20 protein-coding genes and 3 tRNA genes are annotated in these 20,691 nt (G+C 40.9%); 12 read left to right on the top strand and 11 right to left on the bottom strand.

The window, feature by feature from the left end; genetic code table 11:
* Positions 1–133 precede the first annotated feature (133 nt).
* On the top strand, positions 134–688 hold the full coding sequence (locus FM038_RS12125; protein ID WP_142874944.1) for a GNAT family N-acetyltransferase: 555 nt from the start codon (positions 134–136) through the stop codon (positions 686–688).
* 97 nt (positions 689–785) lie between these two features.
* Positions 786–2,144, top strand: coding sequence for an NAD(P)/FAD-dependent oxidoreductase (locus FM038_RS12120; protein ID WP_142874943.1), 1,359 nt, complete (start codon positions 786–788; stop codon positions 2,142–2,144).
* A gap of 4 nt (positions 2,145–2,148) precedes the next feature.
* Here FM038_RS12120 and FM038_RS12115 read toward each other — a convergent pair whose 3' ends face one another.
* Positions 2,149–3,300, bottom strand: coding sequence for an ABC transporter substrate-binding protein (locus FM038_RS12115; RefSeq protein ID WP_142874942.1), 1,152 nt, complete (start codon positions 3,298–3,300; stop codon positions 2,149–2,151).
* Between the two features lie 166 nt (positions 3,301–3,466).
* Between FM038_RS12115 and FM038_RS12110 the strand changes: the two genes are divergently transcribed.
* From FM038_RS12110 to FM038_RS12100, 3 genes are all read left to right on the top strand, one after another.
* Positions 3,467–3,742, top strand: coding sequence for a hypothetical protein (locus tag FM038_RS12110; RefSeq protein WP_142874941.1), 276 nt, complete (start codon positions 3,467–3,469; stop codon positions 3,740–3,742).
* Between the two features lie 191 nt (positions 3,743–3,933).
* A complete protein-coding gene (locus tag FM038_RS12105) occupies positions 3,934–4,326 on the top strand; it encodes a glycine zipper family protein (protein ID WP_142874940.1) in 393 nt (130 codons plus the stop codon).
* 164 nt (positions 4,327–4,490) lie between these two features.
* Complete coding sequence (locus FM038_RS12100) at positions 4,491–4,847, top strand: hypothetical protein (protein ID WP_142874939.1); 357 nt, start codon at positions 4,491–4,493, stop codon at positions 4,845–4,847.
* A gap of 71 nt (positions 4,848–4,918) precedes the next feature.
* On the opposite strand, the gene bfr (FM038_RS12095) is transcribed toward FM038_RS12100, so the two are convergent.
* From bfr (FM038_RS12095) to FM038_RS12075, 5 genes are all read right to left on the bottom strand, one after another.
* A complete protein-coding gene (gene bfr, locus FM038_RS12095; protein ID WP_142874938.1) occupies positions 4,919–5,401 on the bottom strand; it encodes a bacterioferritin in 483 nt (160 codons plus the stop codon).
* Between the two features lies 1 nt (position 5,402).
* The gene (bfr, locus tag FM038_RS12090) at positions 5,403–5,873 is read right to left on the bottom strand and encodes a bacterioferritin (RefSeq protein ID WP_142874937.1); all 471 of its coding nucleotides are present in this window, start codon (positions 5,871–5,873) and stop codon (positions 5,403–5,405) included.
* Between the two features lie 354 nt (positions 5,874–6,227).
* Positions 6,228–6,908, bottom strand: a complete 681-nt coding sequence (locus FM038_RS12085) for a tRNA/rRNA methyltransferase (protein ID WP_142874936.1) — start codon at positions 6,906–6,908, stop codon at positions 6,228–6,230.
* A 226-nt stretch (positions 6,909–7,134) separates the two neighbouring features.
* The gene (gene gap / locus FM038_RS12080; protein WP_142874935.1) at positions 7,135–8,145 is read right to left on the bottom strand and encodes a type I glyceraldehyde-3-phosphate dehydrogenase; all 1,011 of its coding nucleotides are present in this window, start codon (positions 8,143–8,145) and stop codon (positions 7,135–7,137) included.
* A 210-nt stretch (positions 8,146–8,355) separates the two neighbouring features.
* On the bottom strand, positions 8,356–9,204 hold the full coding sequence (locus tag FM038_RS12075; protein WP_142874934.1) for a DUF2989 domain-containing protein: 849 nt from the start codon (positions 9,202–9,204) through the stop codon (positions 8,356–8,358).
* 203 nt (positions 9,205–9,407) lie between these two features.
* Here FM038_RS12075 and FM038_RS12070 point away from each other — a divergent pair, with 203 nt between their 5' ends.
* A complete protein-coding gene (locus FM038_RS12070; RefSeq protein WP_142874933.1) occupies positions 9,408–10,847 on the top strand; it encodes a glyceraldehyde-3-phosphate dehydrogenase in 1,440 nt (479 codons plus the stop codon).
* Between the two features lie 96 nt (positions 10,848–10,943).
* On the opposite strand, the gene FM038_RS12065 is transcribed toward FM038_RS12070, so the two are convergent.
* A complete protein-coding gene (locus tag FM038_RS12065; RefSeq protein ID WP_142874932.1) occupies positions 10,944–12,245 on the bottom strand; it encodes a phosphatase PAP2 family protein in 1,302 nt (433 codons plus the stop codon).
* Positions 12,246–12,885: 640 nt separating this feature from the next.
* Here FM038_RS12065 and FM038_RS12060 point away from each other — a divergent pair.
* The 4 genes from FM038_RS12060 (at position 12,886) to FM038_RS12045 (ending at position 15,114) form a co-directional block, all read left to right on the top strand.
* Positions 12,886–12,961 (top strand) — tRNA-Gly (locus FM038_RS12060).
* 97 nt (positions 12,962–13,058) lie between these two features.
* A tRNA-Cys gene (locus FM038_RS12055) sits at positions 13,059–13,132 on the top strand.
* 98 nt (positions 13,133–13,230) lie between these two features.
* Positions 13,231–13,316 (top strand) — tRNA-Leu (locus FM038_RS12050).
* A 601-nt stretch (positions 13,317–13,917) separates the two neighbouring features.
* Positions 13,918–15,114, top strand: coding sequence for an amino acid aminotransferase (locus tag FM038_RS12045; RefSeq protein WP_142874931.1), 1,197 nt, complete (start codon positions 13,918–13,920; stop codon positions 15,112–15,114).
* Positions 15,115–15,181: 67 nt separating this feature from the next.
* On the opposite strand, the gene yvcK is transcribed toward FM038_RS12045, so the two are convergent.
* The gene (yvcK, locus tag FM038_RS12040) at positions 15,182–16,102 is read right to left on the bottom strand and encodes a uridine diphosphate-N-acetylglucosamine-binding protein YvcK (RefSeq protein ID WP_142874930.1); all 921 of its coding nucleotides are present in this window, start codon (positions 16,100–16,102) and stop codon (positions 15,182–15,184) included.
* Positions 16,103–16,247: 145 nt separating this feature from the next.
* On the opposite strand from yvcK, the gene FM038_RS12035 reads away from it, so the two are divergent.
* Together FM038_RS12035 and FM038_RS12030 are read left to right on the top strand one after the other, a co-directional pair.
* Complete coding sequence (locus FM038_RS12035; protein ID WP_142874929.1) at positions 16,248–17,075, top strand: glucosaminidase domain-containing protein; 828 nt, start codon at positions 16,248–16,250, stop codon at positions 17,073–17,075.
* Positions 17,053–17,679, top strand: coding sequence for a DUF2987 domain-containing protein (locus FM038_RS12030; RefSeq protein ID WP_142874928.1), 627 nt, complete (start codon positions 17,053–17,055; stop codon positions 17,677–17,679). Before FM038_RS12035 ends, FM038_RS12030 begins: the two co-directional genes overlap by 23 nt.
* 80 nt (positions 17,680–17,759) lie before the next feature.
* On the opposite strand, the gene ttcA is transcribed toward FM038_RS12030, so the two are convergent.
* From ttcA to etrA, 3 genes are all read right to left on the bottom strand, one after another.
* A complete protein-coding gene (gene ttcA, locus FM038_RS12025) occupies positions 17,760–18,710 on the bottom strand; it encodes a tRNA 2-thiocytidine(32) synthetase TtcA (RefSeq protein WP_142874927.1) in 951 nt (316 codons plus the stop codon).
* A 93-nt stretch (positions 18,711–18,803) separates the two neighbouring features.
* The gene (uspE, locus tag FM038_RS12020; protein WP_142874926.1) at positions 18,804–19,742 is read right to left on the bottom strand and encodes a universal stress protein UspE; all 939 of its coding nucleotides are present in this window, start codon (positions 19,740–19,742) and stop codon (positions 18,804–18,806) included.
* A 170-nt stretch (positions 19,743–19,912) separates the two neighbouring features.
* A complete protein-coding gene (etrA, locus tag FM038_RS12015) occupies positions 19,913–20,662 on the bottom strand; it encodes an electron transport transcriptional regulator EtrA (RefSeq protein ID WP_142874925.1) in 750 nt (249 codons plus the stop codon).
* Positions 20,663–20,691: the final 29 nt, after the last annotated feature.

Genomic DNA, 20,691 nt, shown 5'->3' with positions numbered 1-20,691 from the left:
TTTTATACTGGCCAGTACGTTACAGGGAAATAGTGATTTGATAAAGCCTGTATAAAACTGAGATTTTTGCTTCACTATGTACTTATCCCAATTTTTTGTTTAGCTTATCCTTTATGAATTCCAGGAGAGAGCTATGATCCAGACTTTAAGCCCAGAACATTTCGATGATGTGATCCGATTAGGTAACCATGTGCATGGCGCTGGTTATTTAGACCATTCATCTTTGGAGGCCCTATATTTAAAAGGCTTTAAAGATGATATCAACGCTAACTTTGTAGCACATCAAGAGGGTAAACTGGTTGGGTTTCGACTGACTTTTGCCCCTGGTAACTGGCAGACAGATAAATGGTGCACACCAGATGCATGGGGGATAGATTTAGCACATGTTTGTTATTTTAAGTGTAATACCGTCGAAGAAAGTTTCAGGGGAATGGGGATCGGAGGTAAGTTACTAAGGGCCTCTATTGCTGCGACTAAACATCAAGGTGCAAAAGCCGGGGTAAGCCATCTTTGGAAGCAAAGTCCCAATAATTCTGCAGTGAAGTACTTTACGAAAGCGGGCGGTATGTTAATTAAAGAGCACGCTGAACGTTGGAATGACACCCTAGAGCATCCTGATTATATCTGTGTTATTTGTGGTGCAGACTGCCATTGCACAGCCTGTGAAATGTTACTTATTTTCAAATGATTGATTAACTTTATCTATAAAAGTATATGACAATTATTTAGCTGTCGTTTCCTTCTATTTACCTGTGTGTTTAACATGATTACCTTTAGGTTCTACTATGACGCCGAATCAAGCGTGCCACTCTCAATTTGATCCCCTTGTCGCAGAGACTCCCGAAGGCCTTAGTTGGCCAAACTCTTATTGGGCCAATACACTGATTGAACAGCCCAAGGTTAATACTGCGCTGAAAGGGAACACACAAACTGATGTCGCAATCATAGGGGGAGGTTACACTGGGTTATTAACTGCCTATTATTTAGCTAGTGAGTTCGATATTCACGCGACGGTATTAGAGGCTAATCAGATTGGTTTTGGTGCCAGTGGTAGAAATGCTGGTTTTGTTCTCAAAGGCTCTGGTCGTCTTGGTTATGGCCACATGGCGAAGCGATGGGATCTACATACTGCTCAGGGGATATATAACGAATACACGCAAGCCGTTGCCAGGGTCAGTGAGCTTATCGGTGAGCACAATATTGATTGCGAGCCTCAAGAGAAGGGGTATTTAAAAGTTGCTCACACTCCAAAGGCTTTGAACCAATTAAAGCAATCTGCCTTATTTATCGAAGAGCAGCTGGGAGGTAAGGCTGAAATAATCACCGTCGATCAGTTGTCGGATAAATATATGGTAAATAATCAAGCTTACGGCGCATTGCGTTTAGAGGATGGTTTTGGCATTAACCCTTTAAAGTTGCTACTAGGCTATAAGCAGATGGTTGAACGCTTGGGAGTGCGTATTTATGAGAATACTTGCGTAAACCAATGGATTGAAGAAGAGGGCAAACACAGGTTAATCACCCCAGGTGGTGAAGTGGTTGCTAAACAGGTCATCACCGCCGGTAACGCCTATTCGCCTAAGACGTTCAACGCTAGAATAGACAACAAGTTTTTGCCTATCTTAAGTAATATTATCGTCACTGAACCTCTCACTGCTGAGCAGTTGGTTCGCACCGGCTTAGCCACTCATCAAGTCACGATGGACACTCGTATTTTAAAGTATTACTACCGTTTGCTACCGGATAATCGATTGTTATTTGGTGGTAGAGGAGCGATATATGGTAAAGATGGTGCAAACCCTAAATATGGCATGAGATTAAAATACGCATTAGACCAATGCTTTCCTGCTTTGGACAAGGTATCTGTTGCCTATAACTGGACTGGCTGGATTGCTGCAGCACTTGACGATATGCCCCATGTGTATCACAAAGGAGGCGTTGGCTACAGCCTTGGGTATTGTGGTTCAGGAGTCTCATTCAGTGCACAAGCCGCCTTTCGCTTAGCACAAGGAATTGCAGGACGACAAGTGCCCAATTTGCCTTTGTACCAACAAGCCTTACCCAATTTTCCGATGGCAAGAATTCGTAGACTGGGTCAGTGGGGCTATTATCACTATGGTTGGCTTAGGGATAGATATGGGTAATTTTTTATGGGTTCTTTTTAGAGTGTTCGACCGCTAAGCTTGCTTTATCGGTCATTTTCTTCATGAGTTCATATGAACTGTAATTATAGGGTGGAACAAACATATTCTCTTTGAATATTTCTTGAGCGCCGCCTAATAATGGATTTATGGGCGCTAGCTTAGAAACTGGAACCATAGATAACTCATTGGCAACTCTACTCTGTACTTGTTTTCCTATAAAGTAATTGGCGAATATTTCAGCGGCCTCGAGTTTCTCACCTTCCAGCCCCTTAACAAAGTTAATCGTATCCAACCACGCCATGTGTCCCTCATCAAAATCGATTAGCTGCCAGTTAGCCCCCTTGGCATTTTCTGCATGGATTTCAGGCCCCCAACTGCTAATAATAAGCAAATTATTATTAAACTCTGGTGACGTTTTCCAAAACCCTCCTGCCGATAAATACAGTTCAGATAATCTATGTTGTAGCATGCTATTTGGCTTAGACAATTCTCTAACCTTGTTTCGGTCACCCTCTACTATTGCTTCGTACATATAGAAAGGTGACAGCCCTTGACTCATGAAGGCTAAGCCTAAGTTGTACCATTGTTGAGATTGATTCAGAGAGAATTTTCTATGCCACTCGTCTTCCCATAAAGCATTGATAGAAGTTGGGATCTTATCATCTGGGACTTTATCTTTGTTGATGTAAAACCCATAAATACCACCTCCCCATGGAATGTATAAAGGCTGATTTAAACTGTTCATTCCCATTTCAAGCCCAGTCAGGTTAGGGTAGATATGCTTATAATTGGAAAGTCGTGGAGAATTGGTATTAATCTCTTGTAATAATTTGGCCGTACGCTCTTTTTGCATCTTAATGAAAAAAAGCGTTAGGAATGCAACATCACATTGCTTTGCTCGAATGAGGTCAAACATCTGTTCGGCGCCCTGGGCATAAGGCAATATAATTTCTACTTTATAGTGGTAGCCGCTTTCCTCAAGCAGTTTATTCACCTCAAGCACATCCGCGTCAGTAACATAGCCTTCCCAAGTCAGAACTCTAAGGGTTTGATGTTTATGTATTTCATGTGAAATAGATTGCGAAGAAATAAAGAATAATGGGATAATGAATAATATTAGCATACTCGGCAGGCACTTACGGTAGATTGACTGCATATATCACCTGTCATTATATGTTAGTATGTGTACTTTACGTGCCAAAAGATCTTGCACTTCTATGTAAGTTTAGCTTAGGTTTTACACCCTAATAGAAGTTATGAACTTTAGTGCGAAATTCAATTTCAATTGCTATTATTAATGACTGTTTAATTGGGGGAACATAATGAAATCAAATCTTGATAAAATGCTTAACACTCACGATAACTTAGTTCACTCTGAAGGCGTGAAAATCATATCTCATACTCAAAGAGAAGTAGAGGAGTGGGTACAACACACGGTAATGATAGAAGGGTGTGATGCACCTTTTAAATTTAAGCGCCCCAAAAAATTTAGATGCCTGAAGGGAAATAGGGTTAACATGACCTATTATCCAGAAACTGAAAAAGTCGCAGGATTTGAGATAGAAGTAATGAAAGTAGTACGCATTAAAAGGTACTAGAATACGATGCATGACTCTGTGAGCCACATTTTGTGACATTCCTAGCCTAGTCCCATATCTGTTTCTTAAGCATAACAATGTAACGTGCCGTTAAGTTTTCATTCAGTCATTCCCCCATATACTCTCAGCTATTTACGACTTATACAGATCGTAGTACTGTATTAACAATATGATTACAATTAGGTGTTCTGATGAAGAAAGCATTTTTGTTGGTGGGTTTACTCGTGTTACACACGTCGGCTTCGGCGTCGAATGTTATTATCGACAAATCCGGTGTGGATGAAAAAGACTATATCTTTGATATGCATGAATGTACTGAACTGTCCCAGCAGGCTCAAAAGAAGCAAACAGAAGGTGGTTTGGTCTCTGGGGCTGCGAAAGGGGCTGCACTCGGGGCGGCAGCTGGCGCAATTTCTGGGGGCTCAGGTACTGATGGTGCTAAAACAGGCGCAGCTATTGGTGTCGTTGGCGGGGCATTAGGTCGAAACCGATCTAAGAGACAAAATGAAGCGAGTCATGAAGCAGAGAAACAAACCGTAGTAAAAAATTGTATGATAAATCGCGGTTACACTGTTTTAAATTAATTTAAATTATCGTTTATGAAGCCCACAAATGCGTGGGCTTTTTTGAATGTGAACCCTTATTTATCAACCTAAAGTCTGATACGTCATACGGTTAAGCTATGGTTCAGTAAATAAATTAGATAATCACCTTGTCAACGGAATACCGTTATATCAACGAGGTGGTTATGCAGACATGTACACATCAAATAAATGGTTCTCAACCCACATATTTTAATACGATAAGCGAAAAAGATGATGCTCACCAAGCTGTCGGATTCTCCAATGCTCATCGCCTCAAGTCTACGATTCAAGACATAAGTCGGTTAACTCAAAGTAGTTTATTGGCGCACTACCTCAATGTTGATCGTTCAGACGTGTCTTGCCTCTTGTCCCATAAAATCCTTGCACTAGACATGTATCGAGATATAGCTTGCTCATCACTTTCAATGACCGAACAAGATATCCTATTTGGTTATATTGATCAGACCATTAATGCATTAGATGATGGGCTTAAACTGAGTCCGGCTAGGCAACCGATTTAATACTTGGTATAAGCAAAGAGTCTCTTACTTATGCTTAGTAAGAGGCTCTTTGTATGCATTAGGGCAGGGGATTAACCGTCTTGGCTACCCATTTGTGACTGTATGTAATTCTGAAGTCCGACCTTATCGATAAGTCCGAGATGTTGCTCTAACCAGTAGATATGATCCATCTCAGTATCATCGAGTAAATCTTCAAGAATTTCTCGACTCACATAATCCTGGGATGTCTCGCAGATCCCTATGATTTCTCTTAAACTAGCCGCTACGGTTCTCTCTGCTTCCAGATCGTTTTCTAGCATCTGTTTGACGTTGTCACCAACTTTAATCGGTTGCCTTGATGCGGTATCTGGAGTGCCTTCCAGAAACAAAATCCGCTGAGTTAAGCGTCTGGCATGTTCTAACTCTTCTTCATACTCATGGGCTAACTTTTCGTGTAGTTTATTTATCCCCCAATCTTCATACATTTTGGAATGAGCTAAGTACTGATCCATCGAGGTTAACTCTAATGTCAGCTGTTTATTTAAGTGATTAATAACATTCTGAACACCTTTCATGTTAATCCTCCATCATCGTTTGTTGATAGTTTTCAATGCCTGTAGCATCGATTAAGAATTGCTGTGACTCAATCCAATCTAGATGTTCTTCTTCACCTTCTAATATTTTTTCGAGCAATTCACGGCTAACGTAATCTTCTTCGGTTTCACACAGGGCGATAGCTTCTCGTAGCGCCAGGATTTGCTCATCTTGCAAATCCTTATCGCATTGGATCATCTCTTCGGTGTGCTCACCAATTCTTAATTTATTTAATTGCTGTAAATTAGGTAATGCTTCGAGAAACAGTATGCGTTCAATTAAATCATCTGCTTGTTTCATGTCCAGAATTGATTTTTTATATTCTTGCTCATTGAGTTCTTCTAGCCCCCAGTTCTTGTATATTCTGGCATGCAAAAAATATTGATTGATAGAAGTTAACTCTAATATCAGCATTTGATTCAATACACTGGTGACTTTAGTCTTACCCTTCATCAGCACTCTCCTGTTTCTCTATCGTGTTAGTACGCTCAGTTCAGGTTATTCGTTACGTCTGTATTGCAGACAAGACCAATCTGGCTGAGCAAGCTTATCTTTCTATTGATGGCTGAAACGATTGAAAATTGATCTACATCAATTAAATGATAGGCAATATGTCATCACTTGTTAGAACAAATTCATATAGCCGAAAATATGATATGTGCGTGAAAGATAAGCAATTTAGAACACAAAGGAGAGGTATTCGCATTAAGAATGCGTAGCTGACCATTAATATAATGTCCAATGAGATATCGGAACATTATATTATCGGCAATTTACCCGTTTATGACGCGGGGGGGAATGTATTCACTAGAGCTTGCGATGTATGTCGTTGAGTAATTGGTGAGCCATCTTACAGTCTCTATCACCGAGTAAACTAATACCATCTAGCAGCCATTGAGTCAGTTTCGTATCATCTTGAGCTTCGAGCTTTTGCAGTAAGTCACTGGTTCTCTGCTTTAAGGCTTGCAGTTGTCCTTGGCCAGCATCTATATGCTTTATCTTCAGTCGATTATTGACCTGACTTAAAGCATAACTATAAACCATGACAGCTTGAGCTAAATTAAGGGAGGGGTAGTCATTGATAAGGGGAACATATGAATACAAGTCACAGAGTGCGAGTTCACTATTAGACAATCCACAGGACTCTCTACCGAAAAGTAATGCTGTGTTATTAACTGAAGTCGTTTGACTTAATAAGGCCTCATTGAGAGCCTCAGGGGTTAAGTAATGCCTTTGTATTCCTCTTTCTCTCGCCGTAGTAGCTATCAGTTGATCGAACTGACTTTTAACCTCAGCTACCGAGTCTAAAACTAAGGTGTTCTCTAAGATATCAGTGGCACCGTGGGCTAGCCAATGAGCTTCCTTCTCAAGATGAAGATGTGAATTAACTAAAACGAGTTGGTCAAACCCCATGGTTTTTATAGCCCTAGCGGCAGCACCTACATTAGCAGGACGAGTGGGTTCGACGAGAACAATAGCAAGAGACATACAAAAACTACACTAAGAAAAAGTGGTCATATTCTTACCCTAAGTGTTACGAAAGTAAATCAGAACCTATGATTATTTATCGCCTAATCATTGTCGCCGGCATTAACTAACATAATACCATTGAACGACTGACTCACTTTGTGTATAGAAGTTTGATAGATTTTTATTTAACAGGCATAAAAAAGCCAACCTTAAGGTTGGCTCTTGTGAATCTTAGTGAATAAGATTATTTTGCAGTCATCAAAGCAACAGCATTATCAAGCATGCGGTTACTGAAACCCCACTCGTTATCATACCAAGACATCACTTTAACTAAGCGACCTTTAACACGGGTCTGAGTTGCATCAAAGTTAGATGAGAACGGGTTGTGGTTAAAATCGATAGAAACCAATGGCTCTTTATTAACAGCTAACACTTCGCTCATTGGCGCAGATGCAGCAGCTTTTTCGATTATCGCGTTAACTTCTTCGACGGTAGTATCACGAGAGGAGATAAATGATAGATCGACAAGTGAAACGTTTACCGTAGGTACACGTACCGCTAGACCATCAAATTTACCAGCAAGTTCAGGTACCACAAGACCAACTGCCGCAGCGGCGCCAGTTTGAGTTGGGATCATAGACATTGCTGCAGCACGAGCGCGACGTAAATCTGTGTGATATACGTCTGACAAACGTTGGTCATTCGTGTAAGCATGAATCGTTGTCATCAGACCTGATTCAATACCGATCTCATCGTTTAACGGCTTAGCGATAGGCGCTAAACAGTTAGTAGTACAAGAAGCATTAGAAATAACCGTCATGTCTGCAGTTATTACATCGTTGTTAACACCGTAAACAACAGTTGCATCAACGTTCTTGCCTGGTGCAGAGATAAGGACTTTCTTAGCACCTGCATCTAAGTGAGGCTGAACAGCTTCTTTAGATGTGAACATACCAGTACATTCGAAAACGACATCAACATTCAAATCAGCCCATGGCAGTTTTGATGGATCTCGTTGAGAAAAGGTCAGGATCTTATCTTGATTAACATAGATAGCTTCATCATCGTGTTCAACTTTCGCGTTGAAACGGCCATGAACTGAATCATACTTGGTTAAATGAGCGTTAATAGACGCATCACCTAAATCGTTGATAGCAACGATCTGAATTGGGTAGTCTTTTTCACTTTCATAAAGTGCACGTAAAACATTTCGGCCGATACGGCCATAACCGTTAATTGCTACGCGGATAGTCATCTGATATCCCTCTGGTGAATGTAAAATTATCTTCTGGTTGTAAAATTACCAAACTGACAGCTACCGTCAAGTAATATCACTTTATAAAGCCATTAATGCTTAACATAATCGTCTTTTTTATTACATTGGTCATGTTTTTTACAGAAAGTGGTATTTTCTCTGTAAATATTCTTCGTTATGGCATACATTTTTCTATCACTGATTGGTTCCCTACTTACTAGGGGCTTCTCTTTCGAATATGGCTTTAATCGCACTTTGTTTAAAGTCACCAGCTTCAATCACATCGACTAATTCATCAGCTTGCTTATCCAGATACCTGCTGAGTTCTGCATCACCAGCAATTAAGGCAAGCATTTTGTCTTCAGATACTTTTTGATCAGTCATTAACACATTGGCACGAGACAGCAGATAAGTAAGCTCAAAATCATTTAGCCTTTGGTAGCTGTTAGCTAAACCTAACAACCAATCAGGGTTAAAATTATCTTCATTACTCATGTCGAGCACTTCTAGGTAGATAGATATCGCTCTTATTGCATCAAACTTTTGATAGTAAGAGGCTATGTGGGACAAAATTACAATATCATCGATTTGATCTGCGCTTTGTGCAGTAAGGACAATTTTCTCAGCATCGAGATCACTAAAGCGTGTCCAATGATAAAATGCCAGATAAAGGTCTTTACTCTCTTTCGTTGTATCTTGCATTTGCGATAAGCTTTGCGCACTAAGGCCGAAAGCGCGAAGTCGATCATTGGTTCTTTCAGGGTGCAATATATGTTGGACGCCGGCAGCGAGCTCTATACATTGATTGTATTTTTCTAAATTAAGAAGATGTTGATAGATCTCCTTACCTGTGGGAGATTCGGTGAATTTTAGCTTAAAACGTTTACGAATTAGGTCTGCTTTCTCATATCGGCACCAACTATCGGCATGAAGATCACTACAAAGTTCAGGATTTTTTTTACATATTGATCCTGTATCCCGTTGATTATCGCAACCTAGCAGGCTTGAAAATGCAATAAAGCTAATAAATGATGTAATTATTACAAAATTTTTGTTCAAAATAGGCTCCGAGCCAGTTTTTTGCTAATAAAATTACAGCGTTACAAAAAATATCTTTCTAGCCTGTAAGGCTACTTTTCATTACAATAGCGCCGACCTAGAGGGCTTCCCCCCCTTAATATAAAACTAAGTATTGGTCTTTTCTTTTTGTTACTCAATCATTTCTGCAAAAAAAACAGAATAGTGAGATAAAGGATTCGTAAATGAGCGCTGATAAACACCTACAAAGCTGGCAAGAACGTTTCGAAATGGCAGAGGCTATGCAACCTTTGCTTGGTAAATTATATCGTAATCAAGGTGTAGAAGTCGTTTTATACGGTAAGCCGTTACTTAACGCATCAACTATCGAGATCATCAAATCACATCGTCTCGTCCGTCGCTTTGTCGGCTACAAGCTAAGATTACGTGAAAGTTTTCCTTTTGTAGAAGCATTAAGCAAATTAGCCGTTAAGCAATGTAAAGTTGATATCGGCAAGTTAGCGATTAAATATTGGCGTGAAAACGATGATGCAAGTGGCATCGAAGCCTACATGAGTCGTGAACTGGCTGCTGCCATTGATCATGAAGATACCCAGGAAGCAAGAGATGTGGTGCTTTATGGTTTCGGTCGAATTGGCCGTTTACTTGCGCGTCTTTTAATAGAAAGAACAGGCGTTAGTAATAAACTTCGTCTTCGTGCCATCGTACTTCGTGGTGGCCGTAAAGGTGATTTAGAGAAACGTGCCAGCTTGTTAAGACGTGATTCCGTTCATGGACCCTTTAATGGCTCTGTTGAAGTCGATGAAGAGAATAATGCCATTATCGCTAATGGTACTTATATTCAAGTTATCTATGCGAACTCTCCAGATGAAGTTGATTACACTAAATATGACATCAGTAATGCACTAGTTGTAGACAATACTGGTATTTGGAAAGATGAAGATGGGCTCGGCTTACACCTTAAATCTAAAGGCGTGGCTAAAGTTCTACTGACAGCGCCTGCAAAAGGTCAGATTAAGAACATCGTTTATGGTGTCAATGAAGCTGATATTCTCAGTGAAGATAAAATCGTATCGGCGGCTAGTTGTACAACCAACGCTATTACACCAATTTTAAAAGCAATGAATGATAAATATGGCATTACTAATGGCCATGTTGAAACGATTCATTCATATACCAACGACCAAAACTTAATCGATAACTATCATAGCGCCGATCGTCGTGGACGAAGCGCACCATTAAATATGGTGATCACCGAAACGGGTGCAGCAAAGGCAGTCGCTAAGGCTTTACCTGAACTTGCTGGTAAGCTGACAGGTAATGCTATTCGAGTACCTACACCTAATGTCTCAATGGCAATCATTACATTGAATCTAGATAATGAGACTAATAGCAAAGATGATGTAAATCAGTACCTGCGTGATATGTCACTGCATTCTGAACTGCAAAACCAAATCGACTTCACTGAGTCTACTGAGATTGTGTCTTCAGATCTTGTTGGCTCGCGCTACGCTGGTGTAGTCGATTCTCACGCCACCATTGCTGAAGGCAACCGTGCCATTTTATATGTATGGTATGACAACGAGTTTGGCTACAGCTGCCAAGTCGTCGGTGTAATGCAAAAGATGCTTGAACTAAACTACCAATCTTTGCCTATTGGCTAATATTTAATTCAATAACAATATTTAAAAGCCTCGTATCTACGGGGCTTTTTTGTATTGCTAAGTTCACACCCAAGATCAAATTAGCGCTCTAGGATTTCAGAACGAATATTTAACATTGAAACCACTATAATCAAGAGATAGATCATTACTTATATGTTTTGACTCTACTTGCTGTTCAAAGCTGCCAACAACAATAGAAGCAGCCCAGCGATGATTAAACTTATAATCAATGCTTGACCATACGTCTTGAGAGTTCAGCATTGAAGAGGCTGTGATCCGCATCCCTAGGTTAGCAGACAGCTTATCTGTTAATTGGTATCCAACTTCAGTGGCCACTGATGGCGCGACGAAGAAATTACCGGCCTCAGCTAAGTGTTCACCCGCGACATAGTCCATTCTGAAAGACAACAAGCTCATGGATAAACCGACACCGACATCCAGCTTCCAGTTACTGTCCGGTAATAACTCAAACATATAATCAGCAGTGGCATTCCAGAGGCTATAGGCCGTTACAATCTCATTGCCTGCAAGGTATGTTTCACTTTTAAACTTCACATCTTCCATATGTTCTTTCTGAGTCCTAGATTCATAAGGAGTGAACGAGAGGTTTATATATTGATTGTCTGAGATCCCAAACGTGAGGTGAGAAGCTGCATACGTGTTTGGCTCGTTATCTCGTCCAAAATGATAGAGATCGAATGGAATATTCATGCCATCGTTAATACTATTTCTTTTAGTACTTGAACCACCGATAAACAGAGAATAACTGTTGCGGAGATCAGTGCTATCTCTAACGTTACTGTACCCGGCCCTTTGCTTTTTCTCTCGTCCAAATACATAACTGGCGTTTACCGCGAAACCGTCTTCTGTAATAGAGGGGACAAGCATTAAATCTGACTGATGGTATGGCTCTGTGAAATAGAGACTAGTGAGTACTGATATAGCACCACCGGCCATGACATCATCAATAAAATGTCTGTTTGCGTGTACGCGGCTAAAGCCAACAAATACAGCTGCGCCATACGCAGGAACTGCCCAAGCATCACCGTATCGATGATGAAGATAAGCCGCACCAGCGAACGCGGCAGAAGTATGGCCTGATGGGAAAGAGTTCGGCTTTGTGCCATCAGGCCTCATCTTTCTATAGACAAACTTTAAACCATGAGTAATTGTTGCAGAGGTGCCTAATCCTTTAGTTAACTGCCATGCCCCTTCAGTATCGCCGATAGCCAGACTTCCTACCATAGCCCCAGTAGGGATAATAATCTGCATCCAGTCTCCTATCTCTGAGATAGTTCCAGTATTGGTTTGCAGGATCTCACTTTTAGCTATGACCATAGTACTGAATAAGCTTGCTGCGATAGCAACTGGCACTATTTGCTTTACATTTAGTTTCACGTGAAAGTTCTCTTGTTGATGAGTTGCAGCTAAACAACTCAGTTATGCGGTTTGATTATACTTACTGGTTTGCAGGAGACATTTTAATGAACTCACCAATTTCACCTCCTAGTATGTGTATAGAAGTTGAGTGAAAAGCTGAATGTTAAAGCTGTCTAAGTAGAAGTTAATAGAGTAGGGAAGTGGGCAATGTCATTGTTAAATAGCCGATGATGGTTAGCCTTCAATATTATTCCGTTTTATTTTAGCGGGGAACGTCTCGTGCGGCCTTTCTAGTGCTAGTAGTGATTGGTAGTGATTTAGTTACTCATGCTTATAGAACTCTGTCATTTATCTAATAAAAATGACGGACGTGTTAGTTAAAGGGCAAATCTCTTCGATAAGTACCTTGCTTGTAGAAAATGCAGGAATAAACAAGCCTACTTTATGACCTAACACGGCAAGTTGAGTATTGATTAAACAGATATTTGTTTAATTTTAACCACTATGATCGTTTTAGCATCAGTCAGTTTAAAAAGCGTATTTTTAGCTATTTTGTTGATTGACTATCAGCAGTAAATCGGTAGAATGCCATTCCGTAGTCAAGGGGAAGCTTCTTAAGCAAGAACTTGATGCAGATAAGATTGATATGATTATGTAAGCGACATTAGCTCAGTTGGTAGAGCGATACCTTGCCAAGGTATAGGTCATCGGTTCGAACCCGATATGTCGCTCCAATCATATATATGATATACGACCTTAAATTAAGGTTTGCTGGTTCGAACCTCTCTTCATAAGAGAAGGCCGCTCCAATCATACAATCGAAATAAATGTGGCGCGATGGCAGAATGGCTATGCTGCGGATTGCAAATCCGTCGATCTCGGTTCGACTCCGGGTCGCGCCTCCACAATTTAGAATTTGGTGAGTGTTTAATTCTTGAAAGATTGCTATCAAGAGACACAGTATTAACTACCGATAATACGTATCATCAAAATCAACGAGTTTGCCCGAGTGGTGGAATCGGTAGACACAAGGGATTTAAAATCCCTCGCTTAATAGGCGTGCCGGTTCAATTCCGGCCTCGGGTACCATCATTTAAGCCCTGACATTAGTCGGGGCTTTTTTGTATCTAGCCTTTGTTGAACAGTGCTTAGCTCCTGCCAATAGGATTTAAAATCCCCCGCAACTCTTAACAGGGCACGTGCCGGTTCAATTCCGGCCTCGGGTACCATCATTCAAGCCCTGACTAATGTCAGGGCTTTTTTGTATCTAGCCTTTGTTGAACAGTGCTTAGCTCCTGCCAATAGGATCTAAAATCCCCCGCTACTCTTAACAGGGCACGTACCGGTTCAATTCCGGCCTCGGGTACCATCATTCAAGCCCTGACATTAGTCGGGGCTTTTTTGTATCTAAATATCCTAAACTGGACTTAAAATCACTGACAACTCTTTACAGAGCTGGTTCAGCCAATAGGACTAAAACCTCTTTGATAAATCCTACAGCGTATAAATGAGAATTCTCAGAAAACTAACCCAAAATATTCATTTTCTTCATATTTATAGTGAATAACTGTTGGTTATCCCAATTTATAACTATTTTTTCTACTCGTATAGAAATGCGCTATCAGATGTTCTCTCACAGTGGTATAAAGAATGCCTATAACACCCTACATTATCTTTTAGGAAAGACGACATGATATTTACCCAGGTTGAACTTGCTGCTGCCGATCCCATTCTAGGCCTTACTGATGCTTTTAAAGCTGATAAAAGAACAGATAAAGTGAACCTTGGTGTTGGGATTTATAAGAACGAAGCTGGGTTGACCCCAATTTTAAAATCGGTAAAACAAGCCGAAGAAATATTACTCGCCACAGAAAAGAGCAAAAGTTACTTAGGCATGGAAGGCGTTGAAGCCTATAACAGTGCCGTTCAAGGCTTATTGTTTGGTGCAGATCACGAAATCATCAAGAATAAACGTGCATTAACTGCTCAAGCTCCCGGTGGAACCGGCTCTTTAAGAGTTGCCGCTGAATTCTTAATGCGAAATACAGAGTCTAAAACTATCTGGGTGAGTAATCCGACTTGGGCGAATCATCAGAACATTTTCAAATCTGCGGGTCTTTCCATAGAGCAGTACCGTTATTATAAGGCTGAGACACACGGCAAAGATTTCGATGCTATGGTCGCCGACTTAAAAATGGCTAAAACGGGCGACTTAGTACTATTACATGGTTGCTGTCATAACCCAACGGGTATCGATCTCACTGAAGCTGAGTGGCATGTGATGGCTAAGTTATGTCTAGATAATGGTTTAGTTCCTTTGTTCGACTTTGCCTACCAAGGATTCGGAACCGGTGTTGATGAAGATGCACAAGGTTTACGTATTGTAGCAAGTCAGGTGCCCGAGCTCATCATAGCGAACTCTTTTTCTAAAAACTTCGGTTTATATAATGAAAGAATTGGTGCCGTCACGGTAGTTGCAGATACTGAGTCTAATGCCGTTAAAGCCTTTAGTCAGGTGAAAAGTACCATTCGAGGAAACTACTCGAACCCTCCAGCTCATGGCGCTTTAATCGTCAGCACTATCTTGGCCGATGCAGAGCTGAAATTGCTTTGGGAAACTGAGCTTACAGAAATGCGCGAACGCATTGCTAAAATGCGCACACTTTTTGTTGAAACCCTAAAAAGTGAGGGTGTCAGCCAAGACTTTAGTTTTATCTCGAGCCAGAACGGCATGTTCAGTTTCTCAGGTTTAACCAAAGAGCAAGTTGCTCAGCTTAAAGATGAGCATGCGGTATATATTGTTGGATCAGGTCGTATCAGTGTTGCTGGCATGACGAAAGAAAATATGCCTGTGATCTGTAAAGCCATTGCAGCAGTACTTGCGTAATGGATTAACGAGTTCATGTTATTTAAAGAAGGACAGCATCTGCTGTCCTTTTTAATTGCTGAACATTTTATCCTGTCGCACTCGCCTTAACGTCTACATTTAATTCAACCATGCTCGCCAATGCATCCGCTAAGGCGTCACGGTCATGCAGTCCTATGTGATGTTTACTGACGAGAGGGCGGTAGGAAATGATCCCGTCTTGATAGCTTTTATCTGAATGGCATAAGACTTGGTCGACAACATTGAGCCCTAATATCTGATGGCACCAGTCTATTCTCTGCTGCAATGAAAAATCTGCAGATGGTGAAGGCTCTCGGGTTAAGTTATCGATTAGAATCACTTTCGCTCGTGACTCATTTAAGGCTTTGGCAAACTTAGGCAATAATAATGGTGGCATAATGCTAGTGAGAAAGCTTCCAGGGCCTAAGAGAACAAGATCAGCGTTTCTAACCGCATCACATGCTTCACACGTGGCCGTAACCATTGGCTCTAACGATAAAGCGATAGGGTGGCAATCCATTCCATCTACACTGGTTTCACCAAATACGCGATTGCCACTCGCCTCAGTGGCGACTAAATGCGTTGGTTCCTCGGACATAGGGATGACCTTTGTTTCAATTTTTAGCAATTGCCTGATGAGGTTGACCGCTTCTAAAGGACGAACACAAAGCTGGTCTAATGCTAACAATATTAAATTGCCAAGATTATGGCCACTAAGTTCGTTTTCGCCAGTAAATCGATACTCGAACAGTAACGAGCCAATTGATGGATGATTCGACAGCTGCGATAAGCAGTTTCTTAGGTCGCCCCAAGCAATACAATCTTGCTGTTGTCGTAACCGTCCGGTGGAGCCACCATTATCAGTTGTCGCAACGATACCGGTAAGCTTAGGCCCAAGGAAAGACAGTGCAGACAACACACGACCTAATCCATGACCGCCACCAACAGCGACGATATTGTTAAACTGATTTAATTTGTTATTATGCATTCGGGTTGTTCCTTCCTGAATACCCAATGAAAAAGCACTTCTGAAGCATAAAATTATACCTCACAACCTTTGTGTTGTGTTGGGTTTTGTCAATTATGATATATGGCATATAATTGCCATCGGTTTTCTACAACTAGAGAGATAAATGAGAACAGGTAGAGTCGCAAGAATAACTGTTGCACTGAGTCTGGTGATACTAACTTTGCTCATTGTTAGATTACTCTTTATAACAACAGATAATATTCAGCAGAGTACGCTCGGAAAGTTAATTGAAAATGAACAGCCGATGAGTCTGATCCCTGATTTTGAATCAATGACCAATATCACAGTAAAAAAACAGGCATTCTTCGATTATTTACGCCCAGCTGTTAGACATCAAAATGCGATTATCCTCGATGAACGTCTGTTTTTACAAAGAAGTAAACAGCACCTAAATGATGGATTAGTCCTCACAGATGCTGAACAATATCGAGTTGAAGAAATTGCCAATAAATATCAATACTCCTCAAGGAGTATTAACGATCAAACCCTCAAGGAGTTACTCATTAGAACTGACATCGTCCCTGAGTCGATGGTGCTTATACAGGCGGCTAATGAAACAGGTTGGGGCAGTTCAAGATTTGCTAAAGAGGGGCTTAACTTTTTTGGTCAGTGGTGTTTTAAAACGGGTTGTGGTTTAGTGCCTCAAGCACGTTCAGCGGGTAAGTCCCATGAAGTTGCAAAGTTTAATTCTGTTGAAGATTCAGTAGCTTCTTATATGAGAAATTTAAATTCCAATGCGGCTTATTCATTATTACGTTCTATCCGTGCAGATTTACGCGCTCAAGATAAACAGCCAGTAGCAGAACAGCTAGTGTATGGCTTAGTTAATTATTCCGAACGACAGGAAGCTTATATCGATGAGCTCCTGGAGATGTTACGTCAAAACAAGCAGTATTTGGTGGAGAATCATGAAGAAAGTCCTTCTGTTTAGTTGTTTAATGGTTGCAGTAACGAGTGTACAAGCAGCACCAATTTCGCTCGAGTATCAAGGGTTTTATCAAAGACTAAAACAAGTTAACAAAGGAAATTATCCTTTAATAGAGATTGCATTTTCGGTTCCCAATAAAGCACTTTGCCGAGTAAAGAGCGGAGTGTTGACCACTGAAAAAGAGTCGTTTCCATTAACTATCACAGAGCAACAAAGAATATTTTTACCTTACGATGCTAAGCTAAAATCTGATAGAGCTTTGATTAAGTTAGATATCGATGGCCCTAGTGATAAATGCAGTATTGCCATGCAGGTTAGAGCTAAAAATACACAGCAAGAGTACAGTCAAAAACAGGTATTAGAAATCCAAGCTGAAATGAACAGAATGCTCAGTGATATGCAGGGGTTTCCTATGCGCTATTTCAGTAATGATATCGCCGGCGTCAACTTTGAGTTTGCTACAGACAGTAAAATATCTGTAGTGATTGATGGTAAAGAGCAAATAGTCACAGATAAGCTCAGGCTGTCTAGTGAGCAAATCAATAGCCTCTCGAGTATTGAGTTTAACACTAAACCATTGGTCGTTAGTCCATGGACAAACGGCTGATAATTCATCTACCTTAGGCTTTAATCAATAAAAATCCCGCTTAATAGCGGGATTTTTATTATTCGGAAAGTAAATAATCGTTACGGCGTATAGGTATTCACGACATCAATCTTTTGTTCTTTAGACACTCGGCTTGCCGCATCCAGATCGATATGACCATTATTGGCTACATCTAGAAAATCGAAAGCGGGTAAGTCAGATTCGGCGACTTCACCTTTTAATGGGGCATCGGCATCTCTTTTGAGTGATAGAAAGTCGAATTGTTCCCGGTCAACACCCTGGGAAGGCGAAGTATTTTGCATCGCGGTGAAGATTGATTCGATTCGACCTGGGTGCTCAATATCCCATTGCTCGAGCATGGACTTTACCGATGCACGTTTGAGATTTTCTTGAGAACCACAAAGGTTACAAGGAATAATAGGGAATGACTTTAACTCGGCATATTCCGCTATTTCTTTTTCTCGTGAATAAGCTAATGGCCTGATCACCATATTCGCCCCATCATCAGACAATAGCTTTGGCGGCATGGCTTTTTGCTTACCGGCATAGAACATATTAAGAAACATGGTTTCTATGATGTCATCTCTGTGATGGCCTAACGCGATTTTTGTCGCGCCAATTTTTTGAGCGAAGCCGTAAAGAGTGCCTCGGCGTAAACGTGAACATAAAGAACAGGTCTTTTGTCCCTCAGGGATCTTTGATCTGACGATAGAATAGGTGTCCTTCTCCAAAATATGGTAAGGGACATTGAGAGAATCCAAGTAGTTTGGCAGTATCTCTTCAGGAAAACCTGGCTGCTTCTGATCTAAGTTCACTGCCACTATCTCAAACTTAATCGGGGCCCTCTGCTGAAGATTGAGCAAGATATCCAACATGGCATAGCTGTCTTTGCCACCTGACAGACAACACATGACACGATCACCTTCTTCTATCATCTGGTAATCAGCAATCGCCTTACCCACTTCACTACGTAATTTTCTTTGTAGCTTACTCATACGGGTGAGCTGTGTTTTTGAGAGTATGTCGGACATAAAAAACGCGCCTAATTACACTTGAATTCTGGGCGCGTATTATATAGCAAAAATCTTGCATTGAGAATATATCAAAAAGTTAAAGCAACTCGCCTAACTGTTATCCTCTTCTAAAGGTGAACGGTACCCATCGGGTTTAATGGCCAATAAATCACAATTGATACTATCTATAACATGCTCTGCAGTATTACCAATTAAGGCTGCCGAAAAGCCAGTTCGACCAACAGTACCTAAAATCACCAGCTCTGCATCAAGTTGACGTGCGATCTCTGGGATAACATCTTCAGGCAGGCCTTCTTTTACGTGACAAAAATCGCTCGATATCCCGTAACCATTGGCTAAATAACATACCCTTTGTTCATGCTGCATACGGATAGTTTCTCCGTAAGTATGCGCATCGAAATCGGGTAGCTCGATGGCTAGGTTAACAGGTGTTCCTGGATAGCCATTAACGAGGTGGACCTGAGCATCAAATTGCTCGGCAAGTACTTTGGCATGTTCAATGATTTTACCGTTTAATGTTTGGTGATCATCATCTTCTGAACCAACATTAATAGCACATAAGATTTTACCCGCTACCGGCCAGTCATGATCTTTGACTAATAACACGGGAACAGGGGCTTTACGCATCAGATGCCAATCAGTAGGAGTAAAAATGACGGATTTTAACTTATCATGCAGATGTGTGCCTTTAACGATAATATCAAAGTTACCCGCAATCGCATGTTGAATGATACTTTCGAACGGCCGGTTGTGCCAGATAACATCACTTTCTATGCTGATGCTATCATTAGCATAGCCTTCTAGTAGCTCGGCTAACCAAGCTTGACGTTGCGCGATAACACCTTGTCTCATGGCTTCCCGTTCATGACCTGACAATATCGATGTCATTTCATATGAGAAATCAAATATAGACAAAAAAACAGTAATGCTGGCATTCGTCGGAGAGGCTAACTCAATGGCTCGTGCAAGGGCAGGTTGTACGTCACTGGTGGGATCAATAACGACTAAGAGTTTCTTTAATTCCTTCATAGTCACTCCATTATTCAGACTGTTGTCTAATAATGAGCTAAAGAGTAAAAAATGCAATGATTTTAATCAAAAAAAGCCTAAGATTCTTGTGCTTATAACCAAAATAATAATGGAATGTCATATTGAAGGTAGGGCAATCTAAGCGAATAACTTTGATTGCCCGATGTTGATTATCTGGCTATTGCATTGTTGCCAGCAAGTTCAGAAAGTCGTTCGAAATTAATGATAGTGATGTACTTACCCTTAACTTCAATCAGTGCCGCTTTTTGGAAGCGACCTAGTAAGCGGCTAATCGTTTCAACGGTTAAACCTAAGTAATTACCGATATCACCACGAGTCATCGTTAACCTGAACTCTTTTGGAGAAAATCCACGGCTGCCGAAACGGTTGGCTAAATTACTGATAAATGCTGCAAGTCTTTCTTCAGCATTCTTCTTACTGAGTAAGAGGATCATCTCTTGATCACTTTGGATTTCATGGCTCATTAAGCGCATGACTTGCTGTCTTAACTTGGGCATAGTGCCACTCAAGTCATCTAATGTGGCGTAAGGGATCTCACACACCATTGAAGTTTCTAATGCTTGCGCAAAACTTTGATGTTGCTGTGAGTGTATGCCATCAAAGCCGATGACATCACCAGCGAGGTGAAAACCCGTGATCTGTTCATCGCCTTGTTCAGTGATAGTAAAGCTTTTAACTGTGCCTGAGCGAATTGCGAAAAGGGATTTTAGCGGATCACCAGACTTAAAGATTTGCTCACCTTTCTGAATCGGCTTCTTTCTTTCAATGATGTCATCTAGCTGATCGAGTTCGTTGCTATTGAGTGTGAAAGGAATACATAGACTCCCCATACTACAGTCATGACAGTGAATGGCACATCCAGGCACTGTCGAGCGACGACTCTTACTCTTGTCTGTCATAGTGTTTCTCAAATTTCGCGATTACATAT

This window comes from Shewanella eurypsychrophilus (assembly GCF_007004545.3).
Taxonomy (GTDB): domain Bacteria; phylum Pseudomonadota; class Gammaproteobacteria; order Enterobacterales; family Shewanellaceae; genus Shewanella; species Shewanella eurypsychrophilus.
This window is presented reverse-complemented; position numbering and strand designations above follow the sequence as displayed.